This is a genomic window from Mycolicibacterium austroafricanum (assembly GCF_000612725.1).
In the GTDB taxonomy this organism is placed as follows: Bacteria; Actinomycetota; Actinomycetes; order Mycobacteriales; family Mycobacteriaceae; genus Mycobacterium; species Mycobacterium austroafricanum.
In genome coordinates, this window is record NZ_HG964454.1 from 63982 (window position 1) to 84655 (window position 20674).

The window sequence follows — 20674 nt, forward strand, 5'->3', positions numbered from 1 at the left end:
GGTCAACCAGTCGTCGGCTCCTCCGACACAGCCGCGCCTCCGCTGCGAACCCATTCGTCAATCTCGCTTGCTTGGAACTTCCAGAGCCTGCCCACCTTGTGGGCGGGCATCGCCTTGTCCGCGATCCACGCGTAGACAGTGTCTTTCGTGACGCCGAGGTGGGCGGAGATATCGTCAGCCGACAACCAGGGCTCAGACATGGCGGTGTGAACCTCCGCTTCATCGTAAAACTGGGTGTGACCGGGTTTAGCAGAGCTTAGCCGAGGGTGGTGGCGGTTTTGTGGGAAACCCGATTGGAGAGGATGGGAACGGCCCGCGGGCGGCCTGGCGCTCCGCCGTCTGCGCCTCGGGCCGATTCATCAACCCGGAGTACGCAACGGCACGACCTTCCGCTGGCTTGCGCTGGAAGATCGAAGTTCATGGTTCTCGAGTGCGAGCACCTGGATGATGCGTTCGAGTTGGTGGATTGTTGCAGTGAGGGCTGTGACATCAGCGGTCAGTGCCTTCACCTTCTTCAACGCCGCCGTCTTCTCCTCCTGCACCGCGCGTATTGCCGGGGGTTCCACGTTGGTATTCGCGATGCGTGCGCGGAACTCCTCCTGGAGGTCGGTGTGGCGATGAGTGAGCAGCCATCGCTTAACGCGAGCCTCGTCCGCCAGGGACTTGATAGTGAGCTTCCCGTCGGAGTACAGCGTCTTGCCGTCGATGAGCCTGTCCATCGCCTCCCGGATAGCTCGGCGCTCCCGAGCGGTGTCGGAGGTGCCGGTCACTGCCCACCTCCCTTCTGTCTGTGTTTGTCGATGATCGCTTGAAGGGTGATCACCCGCTGTTCGAGGCGTGCGCGCAGCGGCAACGGTGTTGCGGCAGAATCGATCTCTGATAGATGCTGCGCGACTGCCGCTTCCGCACGGGCGATGTTGGTGTCGGTGCGCGCGACGTTGCCACAGTTGGGCCGGCAGTTGGTGATGTCGGGTGTTCGTTCAACGTTGCCTGAGGTTTGGCGTTGCGGGTGGCATAGGGCTTTGGCCTGGTCGTAGCAGCAGGTGACGAACTGGTCTTCGTTGTCGTAGATGCGCAGTTTGGGGTTTGCGCGCAGGGCTGCGGCCTGCCGGCCGGTGAGGTGTCTGCCGCCAAACATATTGTGATAGAGCTGGATGCCTTCGGTGTATCGCTCGGCGGCTGGCCCAGTGACTTGTTCGCCTTCCTGCAGACGAGTGTGGGAGTCGGTGAGGAACTCGGCCGCGGCAAGGGCTTCTTCCATGGGAAAGACATCCCGTAGCCCACTTGATACCCGGGAACCGTATCCGTCGGTGGTGTGCCCCCGGAGATGCCCGTATTGCACGCCTAACGCGATGCGGCCGCCCGGCTTTCGGTAGACGAACCAGGCCAGTGTCCGCCGGAAGCGGCGAGGTACTACCGGACCCTCGGAGTCCTCCGGGATTACTTCGTGAACCCGGCCGCGCAGCTCCGCCTGTTGATTGCACCAATCAATTAGTTCTGCGATGCGGTTACGGATCGTGTTGGCCGTCACCGCGTTCGCGGAGCCTGCGGTAAGTGTCTGGGCCGCGAATGCTTTGGCGGAGAAAAGCAATCGGCTGCCGGGCTGTAGTCTCTCCATCACCGCCACCGCCTGTGCAACCGGCGCGATGGCCTGCCAGGGTTGTTCCCGCTCTGCTCCTTCAGGGATGGTGTTGCCCTCGGCGTCGAGGGCGGCCTTGAATGTTCGTCCGATAAGGAGATATCGAGTCTGACCTGTTCGTGGGTTGTGGATTGTCCGACAACATCCCTGTTCCAGCGCGCGGCATTCCTCGCCGCGCATCCCAGTCAGGTAAGCGACGATGACAAAGCAGGCAGTCGCCAGCAGGCGGCACAGCTTGTCGACATCGTAGAAGTTGATGGATTGGGCCCACGGTTGGCCGTCGATGGTCCCCACCACCGGCAGCGGAAGATCCGCGTCCTCGGTAGGGTCGAGATCCGGCACACGAACGGACAAGGCCATGGATCGCCCATATCGAGCCGTAAGGCCCAGCTTCCACGCGATGTACTCATTCGCCGGGACGTTGTGGTCGGAATCACCTCGCGTCGGCAAGTGTCCCGGGATGGTGCCGGTGCTCTGTCGGCATTGTTCGAGGTAGCGCAGGAAGCGCTTGTAGGGCGGCAAGGCGCCGAGTTCTGGGCCGGGGTCGGCCGGCGTGCTGGTCAGCGTCTTCGAAGCGATGATGTCGCCGCTGAAATCGTTCACAAAACGCATGGACCAGACCAGCAGTGCGGACATCGTTTGTGGATGGATCGGAGGTGTCCGGTTCTCTGCTGACCAATTGGCTTCGCCCAGAGCCTTTTTACGGGCTTCACCGCCCTCCCACGAGGGTCGTCCCAGGCGATCCGACTCGGGCAAGTAGGGCGCGTAGAGCCATGTTCGGGTGACAGCGAAGAGGCGATTCGCCTGGGTCGACCGATCCAATCCGAGGGCCGCGACGTGCGCCGCGTACAGCTCGAAGTGCTCAGGGGTGACATCGACAAAGGAAGTGACGCCTCTGTCGGTCAACCACTGCATCCAGTTGCGGAGAAGATGGCTGTTGGCCATAACCGAGCTGGGCGCCAACCGGGTGCGTGTGGCCGTCGACCGATCCAGTTCCTCAATAGGCGTGGCCAGGTTCAGTAGCGCCCAAACCACTCTTTTCGCAGTGGCCTGGAAACAGGCCGGGAACGCTTCGAAGCTGATCGAACGGCAGTCGCGGACCGTCGATTTCCGCCACAACGGGGACAGGTCCCACCGGGAGTCAGCCACCACCGAGATGGGCTTTGTGTAGCCGGATGCGATCCGGGTGCGGTCCTCGATGATTGGCCGGGCGCCGTCGAGGTCTATGACATTGCCGTTCGGGCCGGCAGCCGACACAGCGTTGTTCATGCGTCGAGCCCCCTTTTTACTAGTTGGGTGATCATCTCTCGTTCGGCCAGCGCGACTGTCCTTCTTGCCTTTTCGATCTCCGGCGCAGTGGTGTTCGCCGCTATGGCTGACCGAATGCGTGCGTAGTGCTGCGCATATTCGCTTTCCCAACGACTGCTGGACACGACGGAGGCAATGGAGTCCAGCGCGTCAAGAAGAGCGACGAGTCGAGGCAGATGGCGTGGGGTGAGGATGGCGTTGGAGCAAGCAAAACATGCGAAGAAGGACGCCGGACACGGAACGGCCGACTGGGTGGCAAAGGGGCTGTTGAAGAAGTCGACGCACGCACCGGTCGGGGTGTCCAGTTCGCCTGCCAGAAGCATCTTCAGCGCCGTCACTGTGATTCCGAGCTGGGCCGCGGCCGCTGACGGATCACGCTGCGCGGCAGCCACATCAGCTGCGGTCATGGAGCGGACGTGCATGGTCGCGACGGCATGGGCGAGGGCGTCCTCCTGGCCTTGCTCCACAATCTCCATCGCAGCCTCTGCGGTCGTCGGATCCGGCCGCCGATAGATATCTTCACTGACCGACTCACTGTTCTGACGGGCACGCTGGCTGAGGACCTGCTCGGAGAGCCGCAACCGCTGAAACGTCACTCTGATCGGCCGGCCCTCCGCATCCCGGGGAGCACTCTCGTCGCTGTGGCAGTTCGCCAGCTGGCTGCTAGTGAACTCGGATCGAAATGGACCCTCACCTCGAATATTCTTGTGGCGGTGCGCTATTAATAGCTTATCCGTGGGAGTGCCACTGGCCTCCAGTGCGTCTCGACAAGGCTGGGTAAGCCGCACCGCACGCTCCCACAGCCTTCCCGCTTCGCCGGCAAGGATCTCATCGGAATGCCGTTCGCCGCCGCGGCGGGGCTTGTCGACGGCGACGGTGTGGGTCGGCGACTCCGCCGCGGGCTCGGATGACCGGAACGACGAAACGGTCAGGTTCAACATCACGGACAGGTTGAATCCGCGCTCGCAGACGAGAAGAACCATCAGCCAGTAGAGTTCCTCGATCGAGGGGAACAGCGCTTGCGCGGGGTTGGACACACCACGCATGTCGACGAGCCCCTGACGTTTGGCGCAGAGCGCCAGGTATTGCGACGGGAACATTCCGACCTGCGACAGGTGGTGCAGTAATGCTCCCGGCGTCCACTCCGAGCCCAGTGCGCGGATGACAGACCCGGCGAAGTTTTCCTCACCAGACACGTAGGCACGTAGGACCGTGGAGTTAGTGTCGATGCGCCGAAGCGCCTGACTCACATGGCGGTTCGCGACCGTGCGGATCGCATTGAATTCCGCACTGCTGTAGGCGTCGTTCACAGGTAACCGGGCGCGCGGCTTGGTTTCCCGTGCACGCATCGCCCGGCGGGCCGCGTCAGGTAGCTTCGCGGACTCTGACAGCAGTGTGCGCATGATGTTGATCTGGCCCGGCCAACGGAGGTGGTTCTTCGTTGCCCGCCATGCCCACCACACCTCCGGCCCCACTTCGGATAGCGTCGTTACCGCGGGGAAGTTGGTCGTCAGGAATTGCGCCATTCCCTTGGCCGCCTGCTCGGCCGAGACTACGGACGCGATGCTCTGCCAACGGCCTCCGGGCGCTGCGCCGCTGGCGAGGGCCTCGAGAAGATCGTCGATCAGGGTTGGTGCCGCCGCGACGCCGCTGAAGTCGAACGTCTTGCTCCGCCCGGTGTCATCGACGAAATGCAGCTGGCGGCTCGGGCGGTCGAGAGCCTTTGGTCGCGTGTATTTTTCGGTCGGCAACGTGGCTGCGGTGCGGTCTCGTCCCATCTTTACTCCTCGACGTCACGGATCTGCGGAGACATTTGCGCAAAGCGGGTGATCAGGTCGCTCACGGATGAGTCCTCGGCCGGGTCGTCATTGAGGAAGAGCTCGACCTGCAGTCCGGAGACGGGCTCGAGATAGCAGTCCCGAGTGGTGGCTATGTTGGCGTGGCCAAGCATGGTCTGAACGAGCACCCAGGGATCGCCGAATAGATGGCGGTACTCGCGTCGCTCCTCAGCGGTGATACCCATTCGTCGATCGTGGGCGTACATGATCGCTATCAGCATCCTCAGGGCAAAGGAATGACGAAGCATGTGTGGGTGGCAGTGAATGTCGACGCCAAGACCCCGGCAGCGCCGATTCGCGGTAGCGAAAACCGCTTCCCACGATCTGTATGGCAGCGGCAGACCACTCTCCGACAGCCATAGCATCCACGGCTCGAGCCCGTCGTCGCCGTCGACATAGAAGTGGAGCCGGTCGTTGCAGTCGAGGCTGTCCAGCGAAACTTTCCCTGATTCGCCGCGTAGCGGAGTGTAATGAGCCACTCTGCGGTTGTCGATCTTGGTGATGACGTTGACATTCGCGAGTGCCTCATACCGGCCCTCCCGGTGGGCGCGTTGCACGGCCTCGCGTCGAGTCGAGAACCGGTAATTGTCAATCTGTTTGACGGTTCGGCCCGAGATCCAGAAGTCTCGGCCGCGTCCCTTGGCCACCGCTTCCCCGATGCGGCCGCGACCGAACTGCGTTTCGCCGTCAACGTTTGGAATCTCGGTCACGCCGAGGGTCCCGCCCTCGCGGAGGCGCAGGCCGCTGGACCACAGGGTGTCGGCCAGGGCGAGATTGCGGCCATCGTTTCGTCCGCGCCAACCGTCGTCGCGCGTGCTATCGGACGAGTAACCACCGAGTCCGACGTCACGCCAACGGCGATACGCTTTCGGGGTGAGCCATTTGACCCGGTAGGACCGGGTGGACTTGGGCCGCAGCGCCGGGCCCACCGCGGCGTCGCCAGACCGAAGTTTGCGTTCGGTCATCTCGACCGGTGATTTTTCGACGGTTCCGTGTTCACACTGCCAGCAGTAGAACTTGTTGATAGCGGCCAACTCTCGCGTGAACTTCGACGGGCCGATGCGGTCGGGATTGCGATTGTCGCGACGACGCCAGAACTCGAAATCAGCCAAGTCATCGCCGGTCGTCGCGCGCCAATCCTTGTCCTGGGTGCTCAGGAAGGACAGGAAGACCTTCAGGTCCAGGGCATACGACGTTTGCGTGTCCGCTGCCAGACATTGAAAGGACGGTGAGGTGAGATAGAGCAGTACGTCCAGGTCTGGTCGACCATCGGGACGCAGTAGGAACGGTTGGCCCGGCCGAACCCCAGCCGCACGTTCACGATCATCGAGATCCGGATAGTCGGCGATCGAGGCTGATCTGAACTCTGAAAAGCGGCTAGGCAGCCTGGCGTAACAGAGGCGCCAGTCCCGTCCGTTGAGGTGATGTCCCACAGCAACAGACGCTGCCATAACACACCGACAATTTACGGAAGGGCGGGTCCGTCGATATGAGACAGCCCTCCGAGTCGACGGACTGGGCGTCGCGCTGGGTGGCGGTTCCGGTGCTTGTTGCCGGGACGCAGGCGACGACGCGCGCCGCCGCTTCGGTCATGCGAAGGTGTGTGCCGGCTGATTCTGCGAACATGTTTCCCTCGGCGAAATCCCATATCATCGGGAGTGCTTGACGGCCGAACACTGAAACCACTATCTCCATCTGGGGATTACTTGCCCACCTAGCGAGTGAAGAGTGGTATTCCGTGAGACGCGACACAATTAGTCCGAGGTAGGTAGCGACAGCGTCGGCGTAGGCGGCCGCTCCGCTTCCTCCGGCCTCAAGTCGGTCGCCCTCAGCCATGCCGGCGTCAAGGGCATCTTCGAGAACGTGTTGCCGCGCCTCGCCGACGAGATCACTGAAGGTCGTCAGGGCGGCCAACTGCCGTCCAGTAAAGAGGTCAGAGTAGTTCTTGAAACCATAGGCCTGCACCCTGAAACTCGGGGCCTGTGGCGGGATCTCGCCATCGGGCGCATCATGAGGGCGGCCAACCTGCGCTGCAGCTGTTTGGTCGGGAGACGGTGGCAAGTAGATGCGGTTACGGTTTCCCTCGGCAACCGTTGCCATCAATTGCTCGCCTAAACGACCCGCCCGGCTCTCGCTGCGAACATAGCCAAGTTCCACGACGGCTCTACAGCCAATACACGTTGCCCCGGTTCGGTCTACGGTGCCGTCGTTCTGGGCGGTCGGCGCATTATCGGGATCTTTTCCGATTGTGAAGTGGACTGTGCCGTTAACCACGGATGGCACGACGTACGCCTCCTTACCCTTCTTCTTGCCGAGCCACCAAGAGCGGACCAACGGCATGGAGATGCCGCATGCAGGGTTGGGGCATGTGACCGTGCGTGCCCATATCCAGGCGATCACAGTGGCGTCTGAGCCGTCGGGCAAGGCGGCTTTCGGATATAGGTGGCCGATGCGTTTTTCGGCCTCATCGCGCATCCACTGGCCGTAGCAGCGGATATCCTCGGCTAACCCTGTGGCTTTTGGCCAAGGGTGCGTGAGCTGATCGCGGGCAACGTCGGGTGAGACCGGTGGGCGGCCCGCGAACTTGGGTGGAATCTCGATCAGCGCTTTGGTGATGAGGATCGCCACTGGATTTAGGTCGGAGCCATTTGCTTTAAGTCCAAGCCGTTCGGCTTCCAACGGAATTGTTCCGCCACCCGCGAAGGGATCGAGTATTGGGGGCGGGTGGCCGCCTGTGGAGTCCAAGATTTCCTGATGTGCCTTTGCCAGGATTTCCGCGTTATTTGAGTTCTCCCAGACTACGAGCTGCTCTATCAGATCATGCAGACGTTTGCGCTCGAGCGCAACATCTTCGTCAGTAGGAAATCTATCGGGATTCGACGATGGGTCATCGACCAGTTGAGCAAACAAGACTGCTCGGGCGGCGGCAAGGGGACGTCTTGCCCACCAGAGGTGCAGGGTCGAAGGATGGCCGTGGTGGATGTACTTTTCCCGCGCAGACGCCTCGTTGATGGTCTTGAGCGGAATACCGACCTCGATCAGCTTGCGTTTGGGGGTGGCAGTCACCGGTGGTGTCCTTTGGGTGGTCGGTTTGTCGGGATTTGGGTGGTCAGCATGGCGGTGTTCCTTTGGCCCAGGTCTTGGCCCAGTTGAGCCTTACGTCGGTGGCGGCGAGGTCGCCGAGGTTGATGCTGCGGAAGTGTTCGGCGATGTAGCGGAGTCTGTCGTGTTCGGTGCCGTCGGGGCTGACCTCGACGAGGACGAGTCGGTGGGCGGCGGGCACGTTCTTGCCGAGGAGGACTTCGTTGAGGGTGATGGTGACATCTTCGGCGCCGGCGATGCGGCCTTTTACTTCGATGAAGACGGACTCGCCTTCGGGTGTGGTGGAGTGGATGTCGTAGCCGGTGTTGTTGTGGGGCATTTCGATTGGTTCGCGGCCGAGGGCGCGTTCGGCGGCCAGAGCAGCGTCGACGGCGCGACGTTCGATGCCCGCGGTTTCTTTGGCGTACGTCGCGATTGGGCCGGCGACGAGGCCAGCGGGAATGACGAGTGCGGCGCCGACGACACTAGGTGGTCGTGCAGCCAGTTGGGCTTCGGCATCGAGTTGGGCCGTGCGGCGTTCCAGTCGGGCTTCAAGGTCGCGAGCACGGACTTCGAGACGGTCGGGGCTTTGTCGGTTCTTACGGGATCGTCCTGTCTTGCCGGAACTTTGGGCATCACGGAGCCGGGCGGCCTCAGCATCAAGGAAATTGATCTGCTGCACTAGCCGTTGCCGTACCGCAGCCCTTGTTTTCTCGATCAGGGGAAGCAGTTGTTCGCGGACTTCTTCGAGGTGCTGTGGCTGGGCGTTGGTTACGGCCCACGATGTCGCCAGCTGTTCGACACCGGTTTTGAGCCAGTCACCGGTGAGGGCGGATTGGGCTGCGGGGCGGGCTTGTGCTGGCAGCGGCTGCAGGTCCAGGTAGGGGGCAGCGCCCGCGAGCATTGCGCCGCCGGTGCCGGCGAGGGTGACGAACTCGAAGCGTTTGGACACCACCGTCCCTGTGCCGTCGACGATCTCGGCAGTCAGCGCCACAATGAGGCGTGGTTCGGTGCCGGGGTCCGTCGGGTCGAACAGCAGCGTCCCGGACTCCAGGGCATTGCGGTGGCTTTCGATCGTGGCGTCCAAAACGGTGTCCATCAACGGATGCCCGGGGGCCAAGAGTTCGGCGCGACGAGCATCATCGGCGTCGACGCAGTCCGGTTCGAAGGTGGTCCGTTCGTAGCGGGTGGCTATGGGAATTACCGCCCCGGGGCGCTGGCGCGTACGGATGGTGGCCGGCACGTTGGGTATCTCGTAGCGGCCCTGTTCGCGACGACTTATGCGGCCCCCGAACCGTTTGAATGCATCGCGAAAGAACAACTCGATGTAGTAGGGCTGCAGCCGCCGGGCGCGGGCCTCGTCCATCTGTCGGCGCAACAGGTTGAGCTGATGAGGAGTTAGCGACTCACGGGCCAGGGCGCGTTCCCGCAGAAGGTCTTCGGTGCCTTTGGCGATTTCGGCGTCGACGACCCGCTCCAACTCGGCGCGGCGGGCGGGGTCATCGCCGTAGCGGATGGCTTCCATGAGCAGCTTGCTCAGCGGCTGATCGTTGAAGGCATCCCCGAGTACGTCGAACAGTCGGCCCCCGTAGGCTGTGCGTTGCGCTTCCATCTTCTCCAGTAGCCGGGTGAAGACCTGGCCCTCGCGGGTGTCGTCGGCGACTAGGTTCCATAGTCGGCAGGTTTGCTTCTGGCCGATGCGGTGAATGCGTCCGAATCGCTGCTCGATGCGGTTCGGGTTCCACGGCAAGTCGTAATTGATCATCAGATGTGCCGCTTGAAGATTCAAACCCTCTCCAGCGGCATCGGTGGCCACTAGGACACGGACGTCAGGGTCGTGGGTGAAGGCCTCGCGGACTACGCGGCGTTCATCGCGTCGGGTGCCGCCGTGGATCGTGACCACTGCATCGGCGCGGCCTAAGACGTTGCGGATCTGGTGGGTCAGATAGTTGAGGGTGTCGCGGTGTTCGGTGAAGATGATCAGCTTGCGCGGCCCGTTATCGCTGTGTAGTAGTGGCTCATCGAGCAGCAGGGACCGCAACTCGGTCCACTTGCGGTCCTCGCCGCTGTCGCTGACCGATTTGGCGAGGTTGACCAGGGCGGACAGTTGAGCGATCTCAATGTCGAGTTCGGCGACCGTCTGCGCTGCGGTCGCGGCGTCGACGACGGCCTCTTCCAGGTTCTCGGTTTCCTCGGCGTCGAGTTCGTCGGGGTCTTCCAGCCGTGTCCACGGCAGGAGGGACATCTCGTCTTCCATCTGCGAGAAGCGTGGGTTGAGCATCTCCTGGCGTTTGGCTTCCAGCCGTTCACGTCGGCGCTGCAGCGAGCGCAGGATCGCATGGGTACTGGAGGCCAGCCGGCGCTGGAGCACGGTCAGGGCGAAGCCGACGGTGCGGGCGCGAGGGTTGTCGGTGCCGAGCCGCTCAGCCCGGTTCATTTCCTCTCGCACGTAGTGGGTGACTTCGTCGTAGAGGTGCTTTTCCCCAGGGGAAAGTTGGTAGGGCACGGTCTCGGCGATGCGCTCGGGGAACAAGGGCTTGCCCTCAAATGTGAGCAGCTCTTCTTTGACCATCCGGCGCATTAGGCCAGCGGTGTCAGTGGTGTGTGCTCCGGAGCGGTATTCGCCTTCGAATCGGTCGGGGTCGAGCAGGGCCATGAATGCTTGGAAGCTGGACTCGCTTCCCGCGTGTGGCGTGGCGGTCATGAGCAGAAGGTGCCGAGTGATCGCGCCCAGCCGCTGGCCCAGCTGGTAGCGGCGAGTGGTGTCGAGCTCTCCGCTGTAATAATTCGCCGACATGCGGTGGGCTTCGTCGACCACGATCAGATCCCAGTCGCTGGCGTCCAGCAGCGTTAGCAGGTCGTCGTTACGGGCAAGCTGGTCCATTCGGGCGATCAGAATCGGATAGCGGGTGAATGGGTTGCTGTCGACCAGGCTGGTGATCATTTCGCGGGACAGCAGTTCGGCGGTGATCCCGAATTTCGCGGCAAGCTCGTCCTGCCACTGCTCGACTAGGCTGCCCGGGGCGATGATGAGCATCCGGCTCAGATCTCCCCGCAGCAGCAGCTCCTTGGCGTACAGTCCGGCCATGATCGTCTTGCCGGCCCCAGGGTCATCGGCGAGGAGGAACCTCAGCGGGATCCGCGGCAAGAGCTCGCCGTAGACGGCGCGAATCTGGTGCGGCAGGGGGTCGACCGCGCTGGAGGACACGGCCACCATCGGGTCGTGCAAGCCGGCCATCCGGATCCGCAGCGCCTCGGCCACCAGACGAAACTCGACCGGGTCAGCGTCGAACTGCCAGCGGCTGGCTGGGGTCTCGATCGACAGGGATGGTTCGTCAGCCCGATACAGCAGGCGCTGGCCCAGGCCGCCATCGGCGTCCTGGTAGGTCACGGTAATGGCGTCAGCGCCATGGGACAGCACCGCCACGATCAACACCGGCTGCGGCAACAGTCCTGATAGCCGTAGGCCGGCTTGAAGGTCTTCCAAGCGTGTGCCCACGTTTATTTCGCCCCTGTCCCGCCGCTGCGTACCCAACCGTCGACCTCGCTCGCCTGGAACTTCCATAGGCGGCCGACCTTGTGGGCGGGCATCGCTTTGTCGGAGATCCACGAGTAGACGGTGTCCTTGGTGACTCCGAGGTGGGCAGCGATCTCCTCAGCCGACAACCAAGGCTCCGACATCGCTACCTCCGCTCCGGCGATAACCCGGTGTAATCGGGTTTGAGCGAGCTTAACGGAGGATGGTGCCGGTTTAAGGTGTATCGGCACGTCGCCGCGGACGCCGTAGATTTCAGTTGCGCTGACCGTTGAAGTCCTGTGATTCGTGGTGAATTGCTGTCCCGTTGTCATCCTGAAATGTCCGTGCTGTGTAGAGGGACGACTTTGCCTACGCCAGATCCACCAGGCGCGAGTTTGTGGTTCTCTAGTGCCAGCACCTGGATGACTCGTTCGAGTTGGTGGATCGTCGCTTTGAGGGCGGTGATATCGGCGGTCAGTGCCTTCACCGTCTTAGCGGCCGCGACCATTTCTTCCTGCAGTGCCCGTATCGCCGGCGGTTCCACAGAGCGCTTCGTGATGCGTGCCCGGAATTCGTCCTGCAGGTCGGTGTGCCGGTGAGTGAGGAGCCATCGCTTGACGCGGGCCTCCTCGGCGAGTGACTTCACGGTGAGCTTGCCGTCAGAGTGCAGTGCTTTTCCCTCGATTAGTCTGTCCATGGCGTCGCGGATCGCGCGGCGCACATCATCGTCAGCCCGATCGGTCATGACAACTCCTTAGCGTCATGGTGCTCGTCGACAATGGCTTGGAGGGCAGTGATGCGTTGTTCAAGCCGGCCTCGCAGCGGTATCGGCGTTGTGGGCGAGGCAATTTCGGCCTGGTGCTGAGTGACTGTGTCGACGATCTGGGCGATGTTCTGGTCGGTTCGGGCGATGTTGCCGCATCCGGGTTGGCAGTGCGAGACATCAGGTGATCGGCGCTGGCTGGCGGTGACCTGGCGGTCGGGGTGGCATAGGGCCTTGGACTGGTCATAGCAGCAGGTGACGAACTGCTGCGGGTTGTCGTAGATGCGCAGCTGCGGGTTGGCGCGCAGGGCAGCTGCCTGCTTGTTGCTCATGTAGCGGCCGCGGAACTGCCGGTCGAAGAGATGGATGGCCTGGGTGTAGCGGCCTGCGGCCGGGCCGCTGACCTGCTCACCGTCTTCGAGGCGTTGATGTGCGTCTTCGAGGTAGTCGGCTCGGGCGAGCGCTTCCTCCATCGGGAAGACGTCTCGGAGGCCGCTGGCGACCCGTGATCCGTAGCCGTCGGTGGTGTACCCGCGCAGGTGTCCGTACTGCACGCCGAGGGCCACTCGGCCGCCTGGTTTGCGGTAGATGAACCAGGCCAGTGTGCGCCTGAACCGCTTGACGGTCACTGCTTCCTCGGGATCGGCGGGGATCACCTCGTGAGGACGTTCGAGTCTTACGGCGGCGCGATTGCTCCAATCGATCAAGTCCTGGATACGGTCGCGCACCATGCGGGCGTGCACGGCCTTTCCCGCGTTCACATCGCAGGGCCATAGCGAGAACGCATCGATCGGAAACAGAAGGTCGGTGGTGGGGTTCAGTGCTTCCATCGCGGCGACGGCTTTCGCCACGGGTGCGATGGCCAGCCACGGCTGTTCCCTCTCGACGCCGGCGGGTACTGCGTTGCCCGACTTATCAAGTGCGCCTTTGAAGGTTCTTCCGTGAATGCGGTAATGGAGTTGCCCGGTCGTGGGGTCAGTGTGAGTTCGGCAGCAGCCACGCTCCAATGCGCGGCACTCCTCCCCGCGCATCCCGGTCAAATACGCGACGACGACGAACGCGGCGGTGGCCAGGTGACGGCAGAGCTCCTCAACTTCATAGAAGTTGATCGCCGGGGCCCAGTCCTTCGCGTCGACGGAGCCTGTGATCGGCATCGGTAGGTGCGCTTCGTCGCTGGCACTCAGGCCGGCTATCGGCCAGTGCGGGTTCATCGCCATTGTTTCTTCGGGAGACAGACCGAGCTGCCAGCCGATGAATCCCTTTGCCAGAGAACGCATATGCGGCCGGTTAGAAGCCACCCAACCAGGCACCGTCTGTGAATCCTGACGCCGCTCTTCAACATACGCGCGAAACCGTTGATAGGGCGTCAGGGCCTGGAGGCACGCCGGGACGTCACGGGGTGTGGCTTTCAGTGACTTTGCGGTAAGGATGTCGTCGCTGAAGTCGGTGACGAAGCGCAGTGCCCAAACGAGAAGGCCCGCCATCGTCTGCGGGTGGATTGGGGTGGTCTTGTTCTCGCTCGACCAGTTCGCAGGACCAAGAATCGATGTGCGCCCGATGTGACTGTTTTCCCACGGTGGGCGTGCGAGGCGGTCGGCGTCGGGGAGGTAGGGAGCGTAGAGCCAGGTACGGGTGACAGCGAAGAGTATGTTGCCCACGTTCTCGCGGGAGCCGCGGTGTCGTTTGAGGTGCTCGGCGTATTCGTCGTAGATGGCGTCGGTGACCGCACTGAATTTGTGAATGTCCTTCTCTGCCAGCCACGTCATCCACTGCCGCAGGAAGCGCGCGAACGTGCACACCGTTGCCGGAGCGAGTTGACTACGCGCCGCAGACGAGCGCTCCAAATCTTCTAGCGGTGTCGGCTTGTTGATGCTCGCCCAGATCAGTCGCTTGGCCGTGGCTACATAGCGCGGCGGGAAGGTGTCGAAGGCGATGCTCAACGCGCCCGACACGGTCTGCTTCTGTACCAACGGTGTGAGATCCCACCGGTTGTCGCCCACGGTGGAGAGATCTCCTCGCCGTGCTTCAGGCACGCGTTCGATGTCGGCGATGACCGGTTCGGCGTCGTCAAGTTCGAGCTGACCAGTCTGTTGTGGCCACGAGTTGGCTGCTGCGGTGCTCACGCGTCAAGATTCCTTGCGATGAGCGCGGTGACGACTTCGCGGTCAGCGTCGGTGACGTGGCGGCGGGCATCGCCGATCTCGGCGTTGGTTGCGTTCTGGTCGAGAATCGCTTGCAGTCGGCCGTAGTGGTCTCGGTAGTCGGACTCCCACCGGGCTGGGGCAACGAGGGTGGCGACGTTGTCGAGGGCATCCAGCAGTGTGACCAGCCGCGGCAGATGATCAGGGGTGATGACGGCGTTTGTACAGGTAAAGCAGGCGAAGAATGAGGCCGGACATGGCTCGCCTGGGTGGGCGGAGAATGGGCTGTTCAAGAAGTCGGTGCACGCGGTGGCGGCGGTGTCGAGGCTTCCAGCGAGCAGTAGCTTCAGTGTCGGCACCGGGATGCCAAGCTGTGTCGCGGAGGTTTCCGGGTCGGTGCGGGCGGCGGCCACTTCAGCGGCATTCAGCGAGCGGATCGTGACCGTGGCTTTGGCGTGAGCCACAGCATCGGCTTGTCCGTCAATGATGGTGTCGGCGGCCCCTTCTGCGGTGGCCGGGTCTGGGCTGCGGTAGGTGTCTTCGCTGACGGATTCGCTGTTCTGCCGGGCATGTTGGTTCAACACCTGCTCGGACAACCGCAGCCTTCGCAGACTCACCCGCAACGCTGTCCCGCCGTCTGTCAATAGGCCCGCATCGGCCATGTAGTGATCGCCGATGCCCGCGGTCAACCATTCCTGCCGGAACGGACCATCGCCGGTGAGGTTCTTGTGCCGGTGGGCGATGAGCAACTTCTCCGACGGGGTTCCGAGCACTTCCAGTGCCGTGCGGCATGGCTCGGTCAAGCGGACGGCGTTCTCCCACAGCTTGCCGGCCTCGCCGGCAAGGATTTCGGCGCTGAAGCGCTTGATCCCTCTTCTCGGTTTGTCGGTGTTGACGGTATATACCGAGTCTTCACCAGCACCGTCGGATGCCCTGACCGACGTGACCGTGAGGTTGTCCATGACCGAGAGGTTGAATCCTCGCTCACACACGAGAAGTACCATCAAGAAATAGATTTCCCGTATAGACGGGAACAGCGCCTGCGCCGGATTCGACACACCGGCCAGGTCGAAGCAGCCCTTCAGGACCACCCGGTTCGCGAGGTACTGAGAGGGAAGCATCCCGTTTCGCGACAGATACTCCAGAAGGGATCCTGTGTTCCAACGAGTCCCGCCGACATTGAACGTGATTCCGTCCCCGACGTCGCCAACCTCGCGGTACTGGTGCAGCCTCTCGGTGTTGGTCCGGATTCTTCGGAGCGCTTGACGGACCTCGCCCTTGGCGGCATTGCGGATCCGTCCGAACTCGTCGCGGCTCAAGGAATCATTCTCCGGCAAGCGTTTCCGAGGCTTCACCGCCTTCGCGCGCATCGCCTTCCGTGTGGTTTCAGGAAGGCGCGGGGACTCCGACAGCACGGCCCGCATGAGGTTCACTTGCCCCGGCCAACGGGCCTGGCTTTCCTTGACAGTCCGCCACGCCCACCACACCTCGGGACCGAAGTCAGCAATCGTGTGGACCTCAGGAAACTCCGTACACAGGTAGGTGATCAGTTGCCGCGCGGCACTCACCGCCGCATCCACGGTCGCCAGTGTGCGCCAACGACCACCGGATTGGGATCCGTTCGCCAGTGCGGTGACCAGGTCGTCGATCAGTTCGGCGGGCCCGTGGACGTCATCGAATGAGAATGTCCTCGTGCGTCCCGCCTCGTCGGTGAAGCAGAGCTGCCGAAGCTCAGGGTCTACCGGGCTGGGTCGGGCGTACTTGCCTGCCGGGAGTGCCGCTGTTCTACGCGAGGCCACCGCTCACTGCTCCTCGGTGTCGACGATGCCGGGAGCCGCTGCCGCGATGTGCGTGATGAAGTCGGCGATCGATGCGTCCTCGGCCATGTCGTCATTGAGGAACAGGTCTACCTGCAGTCCCGACACGGGTTCGAGATAGCAGTTCCGTGTGGTTTCCAAGTTTGCGTGGCCCAGTAACGTTTGAACTAAAACCCAAGGGTCACCGAAGATGTGGCGATACTCGCGGCGTTCGGCAGGGGTGATGCCCATCTTGCGTTCGTGTGCGTAGATCAACGTGACCAACATCCTCAGGGCGAACGAGTGGCGCAGCATATGCGGGTGACAATGGATGTCTACCCCAAGGGTCTGACACCGATCGTTGGCCGTGGAGAAGATCGCCTCCCAGGTGCGATACGGCAACGGCAAACCCGCTTCGGATAGCCACACCATCCATGGTTCAAGCCCGCGATCAGTGTTGATGTAGAAGTTGAGCCGATCATCCGCGTCGAGACTGTCCAGCGGGATCGTCCCCTTGCTGCCGTCCCGGTTGGTGAAGTGGACACGGCGGTGATGGTCCACCGTGTCGACGACCTTGATGTCGGTCAGTGCGTCGTAACGACCTTCGGAATGGGCCCGGACAACAGCCGCCGCTCGGGTTGAAATACGGTAATTGTCAATGCGTTTCAGTGCTGCGGTACTGATCCAGAAATCGCGGCCGCGACCTTTCGCGACGGCTTGACCGACTCGGGCCTTGGCGTAGCGCACTTGGCTGTCAGCGTTGGGGATTTCTCCCAGGACCAGTGTTCCGGCTTCCCGCAGTCGCAGTCCGCTTGACCATAGAGCTTCGGCGAACGCGACGTTGCGGCCGTCGTTGCGGCCTCGCCAGGTCGCATCCCGTCGTCCGTCGCCGCGGTAGCCGCCGAGGCCGACGTCGCGCCAGCGTTTGTAGGCTCGGGGCGTCAGCCACTTCAATTGGACCGAGCGGACAGCGTTCGGCTGCAGCCGCGTGGAGTCCGAGTCCCCAGTCGAGCTGGACTGGTGCCGGCTGACAGGAGAAACAGCCACGTTGCCGCGCCACTGCTGCCAGTCGTAGAACTTCTTGATTGCCGCCAGATCTCGTGAAAATGTAGCCGCACCAACACGATCCGGGTTCTTCTGGTCGCGTCGCCGCCAGAACTCATAGTCGGCAAGATGCTCGAACGTCGCTGTTCTCCAGTCGATGCCTTGAACGGACAGGAAGGAGAGAAACAGCTGGATGTCCGGGGCGTAGGACTCCTGCGACCCGGCCGCCAACGATTGGAACGCCGCCGACCGGAAGAATTCCAGGACCTCAACGTCCGGACGGCCATCGGCCATCAGGAGAAACGGCTGCCCGGGGCGAATTCCGAGCGCAGCCTCACGCTCGGCTAGATCCGGGAAGTCTGCAAGGACATCGGACCTCGCGGTGTACGACCGGCTAGGCTGGCGCGCCCAACACAACCTCCAGCGGGAGCCGTCGTCGTGTTGTTCCACAGCAACAGAACCTGCCACAACACACCGACATTCTACGGAAAGGCGGGTTCGACATGCAGTAGTCGAAGGTGCGGTCCCAGAACTGATCATCGGACAGGGTGTCACCGAGGCGGATATTGCCGGCGTCCTGGCCTTTGGCGAGCATGTCGGACTTGCAGATGGCATAGGACTGGTCGTTGATCTCCTGGCCGTAGAGGCGCAGCCGCGCATCGGGGTTTCGCTCCAGGAGCCGTTCCTCGGCGACCGAGAGCATGCCGCCGGTACCCGCGGTGGGGTCGTAGATGGAGCGGATGGTGCCCGGCTCCAGCAGTGCCTCGTTGGCCTCGGCGAACAGCAGGTCGACCATCAGCCGGATCGCATCGCGCGGTGTGTAGTGCTCGCCGGCCTCCTCGTTGGAGGCCTCCGCGAACTTGAAAATCAGGAACTCGAATAGGTCACCCATCTCAGCGTTGGGCACCGTGTCGGGGTGCAGGTCGACCTCGGCGAACTCGGAGGCGATCAGGTAGAGCCGGTTCTTCTCGTCCAGGGTGGCCAGCTCGTTTTCGAACTTGAAGCGCTCGAAGACGTCGATGTTGGCCGAGAAACTGGTGATGTATTCCATCAGGTTGGCGCGCAGGCCCTCGGGCTCTTTCAGCAGCAGGTCAAAGTCGAAGGCACTGGTGTTGTAGAACCCGAGCTTGGTCTTCTGTTTCACCTTCACGTCGAGTGCGCCGCCGCTGTACTTGTCGGCCAGGGCGCGCACCTCGTCGCGGGTGGGTTCCAGGATGCAGTCCAGTCGCCGCAGGATCGTGAACGGCAGGATCACCCCGCCGTACTGGTGCGGCTTATAGACCCCGCGCAGCTGATCAGCGATGCCCCACACGAAATTGCCCAGCTTGCTCAAGCTGATCTTCCCCTCTGTCACGTCCTGCGTGGATGAACTGTAACCGCAGCCGGTGGCGGTATGGGGGAGGTCGGCGCACGCACTCCGAACAGCAAAGAGCCCCGCAACGAGTAATCGTTGCGGGGCTCTCGGGGTTTGCCGGAGGGGGAGGTCGGCTACGCCCCGGTCATCTTGCCGCCGGCGATGCTCTGGTCGTAGCCGATGGTTTCGGCGATCGCCTGGTTGGTCGTGGAGGTGCACTGCTTCACGACATCGTGGACGCTGTTGATCGCGGCGTTCTGCTGCTGGGAGAACTCGGTGGCCGAGTCCATGCCAACACCCTGAACGGAGCCGGACAGCTTCTGATACGAGGTCAGCTGCTGGCTGGCCTCGTCCTGCAGGATCGCGAGATCCTTTTCGAGGTCCGCGACATCGGAGCTGGCACCGGGGATGTCGAGGTGGAGTTTTCCTGCGGCCATGTTCTAAGTCCTTTTCCTAGTTCGGTTTCGGTGGTTCCGCTACACCCGGAGGATCGCGGCGCCCTCGTTCTCCTGGCGCTCCATCTGAACGCGGATCACTTCGCGGGTACCGGCGACCGCTGCGTCGGCGGTGTTGAGGACGTCGGTGAGCTGCTTGCGCGACTCGGATTCGAACTTCGTCTGGAAGGCGGTCATTGTCGCCGAGATGTAGTGCGCGCCGGCCAGGTCGGCGATGTTGGACCCGAGCGCGTCGAGGCGGACACGCATCGCGTCGGTGTGCCCCTGCAAGTCGTCGCAGATGGCGAGAGCTTCTTCGGGGGTGATGCCCACAAGTGACATGGTGTCTCCATTACCTTTGTCGATCGAGGATGTTCCTGGTCACAGGGTAACGCAGGATGCAGAATCAGCCCCCGTTGTAAGCATCGATTAACGCATTTATCCCGTGTGTGATACCGGTCGCGTTGCCGGACGTGTAGGTGATGCGCCGAAACTTCCCTGAACTGGTCGGGTAGGACGCCACGATCCCCTTGCCGCGCAGAAACACCAGCGCCAACGCGCCGGGATCACCGCGGGGGACATCAACATTGCTGGTAGACACGGTTATTTGTGCCAGCGCGTGAGTGGTTGACGCGGCGATTTCGGCGATGGCTGTCTGTGATGCTGCCGGCGTTTTGGCTGCCCGCAGTAGCCGGGTAGTGGCCGCACGGGTGCGCTCACGAGCTGCGGTGTCGTCGGCAAATGCGTCTGCATCTACATCGGTATCTACATCGGCATCAAAGAGCGCGGCGGCGGCTTTGTCGCCGGCCAGTTCGTCGACGACCGCGGCGGGCAGCACGATTGGGCGCGGCAGCGGATAGGCCGGCCAGCCCCCGTCGGGGTTCAGCAACTCCAGGATCGCCGATGCGGCGTCGGTGGCCTCGTCGGCGCGGCGCAGTCGGCGGGTGAACACCACGCTGATGTTGTTGACCAGCGCGCATACCACTTCCCGCGTCGTCAGGCCGATCACGAACGTCACCCGGGGCACGTCGCGCACGGCGGCCTCCAGTCCGAACTGTTTGAGCTCTGGCGGCACCTGGGCGCGAGCGCGTCGCTGTGCGTAGAGCAGTACGGTGCCGTACACGGTGAGGTTGGCGTGGCCGGTGACTGCGCCGAACATCGCTTCGGCCTCGGCTGTCAAGCGTCCCTGTGGATCCAGCGCGCCCCACGCGGTGAGGTCGTGGGTGATCTGGGCTTCGGAGGTCAGCAGGTGCGGAAACGTCGGCCCCAGCTCGGCGGGCATCCGGCGGACCTTCCCGGTAGCCGCCAGCCAATGCCAGTGCGACACCGTGAAATACGGCGATGTCTCAGTGACCGGTGCGGCTGCGGCGTTGTCGGCCGATAGCCACTCGCCGATGCTGCGGTGCGTGCCATCGGTGGGCGCCTTGTCACGTCCTGGGACCAGTGCGCGCATCGCTGCGCGCAGGGCGGGGGAGACGATCAGCGTTCCGTCGGCGCCCATGCGGATCTCGGACTTGGCTGCCTCGGCGATCGGGGCAATCTGCGGGTTGTGTTCTGCTGCCAGGTCGATGAGCGAGTGCCGGCGGGCCTGTGCCTCGTCGCTGGGGCGGCCTCCGGCCGCCTCTGCTGCCGTTTCGGCGGCGCGGTCTGCAGCGTCGTCCGGGGCGGGGGCCGTGCTGTCGAGTAGGGCTTGCAGTCGCGGATCAATCACGGCGGTGATGATGCCCAGAAATGCAGCCGGTCAGCGCAGGCGGCGCGC

The 20674-nt window shown here is 63.0% G+C and carries 15 protein-coding genes and 1 pseudogene; all 16 read right to left on the minus strand.

What is annotated here, in order from left to right; translation table 11 throughout:
• Positions 1–2 precede the first annotated feature (2 nt).
• Entirely contained in the window at positions 3–200 is a 198-nt protein-coding gene (locus BN976_RS17370) for a helix-turn-helix domain-containing protein (RefSeq protein WP_036372480.1), read from the minus strand.
• Positions 201–359: 159 nt separating this feature from the next.
• Complete coding sequence (locus tag BN976_RS17375) at positions 360–770, minus strand: hypothetical protein (protein WP_036372482.1); 411 nt, start codon at positions 768–770, stop codon at positions 360–362.
• Positions 767–2908, minus strand: coding sequence for a site-specific integrase (locus BN976_RS17380; protein WP_036372485.1), 2142 nt, complete (start codon positions 2906–2908; stop codon positions 767–769). Before BN976_RS17380 ends, BN976_RS17375 begins: the two co-directional genes overlap by 4 nt.
• Positions 2905–4725, minus strand: coding sequence for a hypothetical protein (locus BN976_RS17385; protein ID WP_036372489.1), 1821 nt, complete (start codon positions 4723–4725; stop codon positions 2905–2907). The genes BN976_RS17380 and BN976_RS17385 overlap by 4 nt, the downstream gene beginning before the upstream one ends.
• 2 nt (positions 4726–4727) lie before the next feature.
• Positions 4728–6218 carry a site-specific integrase gene (locus BN976_RS17390; RefSeq protein ID WP_235622067.1) on the minus strand — a complete coding sequence of 497 codons (1491 nt, stop codon included), beginning with the start codon at positions 6216–6218 and terminating at the stop codon, positions 4728–4730.
• On the minus strand, positions 6163–7851 hold the full coding sequence (locus tag BN976_RS32725) for a DUF1156 domain-containing protein (RefSeq protein WP_084182321.1): 1689 nt from the start codon (positions 7849–7851) through the stop codon (positions 6163–6165). Before BN976_RS32725 ends, BN976_RS17390 begins: the two co-directional genes overlap by 56 nt.
• A 43-nt stretch (positions 7852–7894) precedes the next feature.
• Complete coding sequence (locus BN976_RS17395; protein WP_235622088.1) at positions 7895–11302, minus strand: helicase-related protein; 3408 nt, start codon at positions 11300–11302, stop codon at positions 7895–7897.
• Positions 11303–11367: 65 nt separating this feature from the next.
• The gene (locus BN976_RS17400; RefSeq protein WP_036372492.1) at positions 11368–11547 is read right to left on the minus strand and encodes a helix-turn-helix domain-containing protein; all 180 of its coding nucleotides are present in this window, start codon (positions 11545–11547) and stop codon (positions 11368–11370) included.
• Positions 11548–11711: 164 nt separating this feature from the next.
• Complete coding sequence (locus BN976_RS17405; RefSeq protein WP_036372493.1) at positions 11712–12128, minus strand: hypothetical protein; 417 nt, start codon at positions 12126–12128, stop codon at positions 11712–11714.
• Positions 12125–14269, minus strand: coding sequence for a hypothetical protein (locus BN976_RS17410; RefSeq protein ID WP_036372495.1), 2145 nt, complete (start codon positions 14267–14269; stop codon positions 12125–12127). Before BN976_RS17410 ends, BN976_RS17405 begins: the two co-directional genes overlap by 4 nt.
• Positions 14266–16086: a hypothetical protein gene (locus tag BN976_RS17415; protein WP_036372496.1), complete on the minus strand. Its 1821-nt coding sequence runs from the start codon at positions 16084–16086 to the stop codon at positions 14266–14268. Before BN976_RS17415 ends, BN976_RS17410 begins: the two co-directional genes overlap by 4 nt.
• A gap of 3 nt (positions 16087–16089) precedes the next feature.
• Positions 16090–17421 (minus strand): site-specific integrase, encoded by a 1332-nt coding sequence (locus BN976_RS17420; RefSeq protein ID WP_235622068.1) that lies wholly within the window; start codon positions 17419–17421, stop codon positions 16090–16092.
• A gap of 193 nt (positions 17422–17614) precedes the next feature.
• Positions 17615–18460, minus strand: a pseudogene (locus BN976_RS17425) (type I restriction-modification system subunit M); the annotation flags it as partial.
• 155 nt (positions 18461–18615) lie between these two features.
• Complete coding sequence (locus tag BN976_RS17430; RefSeq protein WP_036372498.1) at positions 18616–18918, minus strand: hypothetical protein; 303 nt, start codon at positions 18916–18918, stop codon at positions 18616–18618.
• Between the two features lie 39 nt (positions 18919–18957).
• A complete protein-coding gene (locus tag BN976_RS17435) occupies positions 18958–19257 on the minus strand; it encodes a hypothetical protein (protein WP_036372500.1) in 300 nt (99 codons plus the stop codon).
• 64 nt (positions 19258–19321) lie between these two features.
• Positions 19322–20626 (minus strand): hypothetical protein, encoded by a 1305-nt coding sequence (locus BN976_RS17440; RefSeq protein WP_051558470.1) that lies wholly within the window; start codon positions 20624–20626, stop codon positions 19322–19324.
• Positions 20627–20674: the final 48 nt, after the last annotated feature.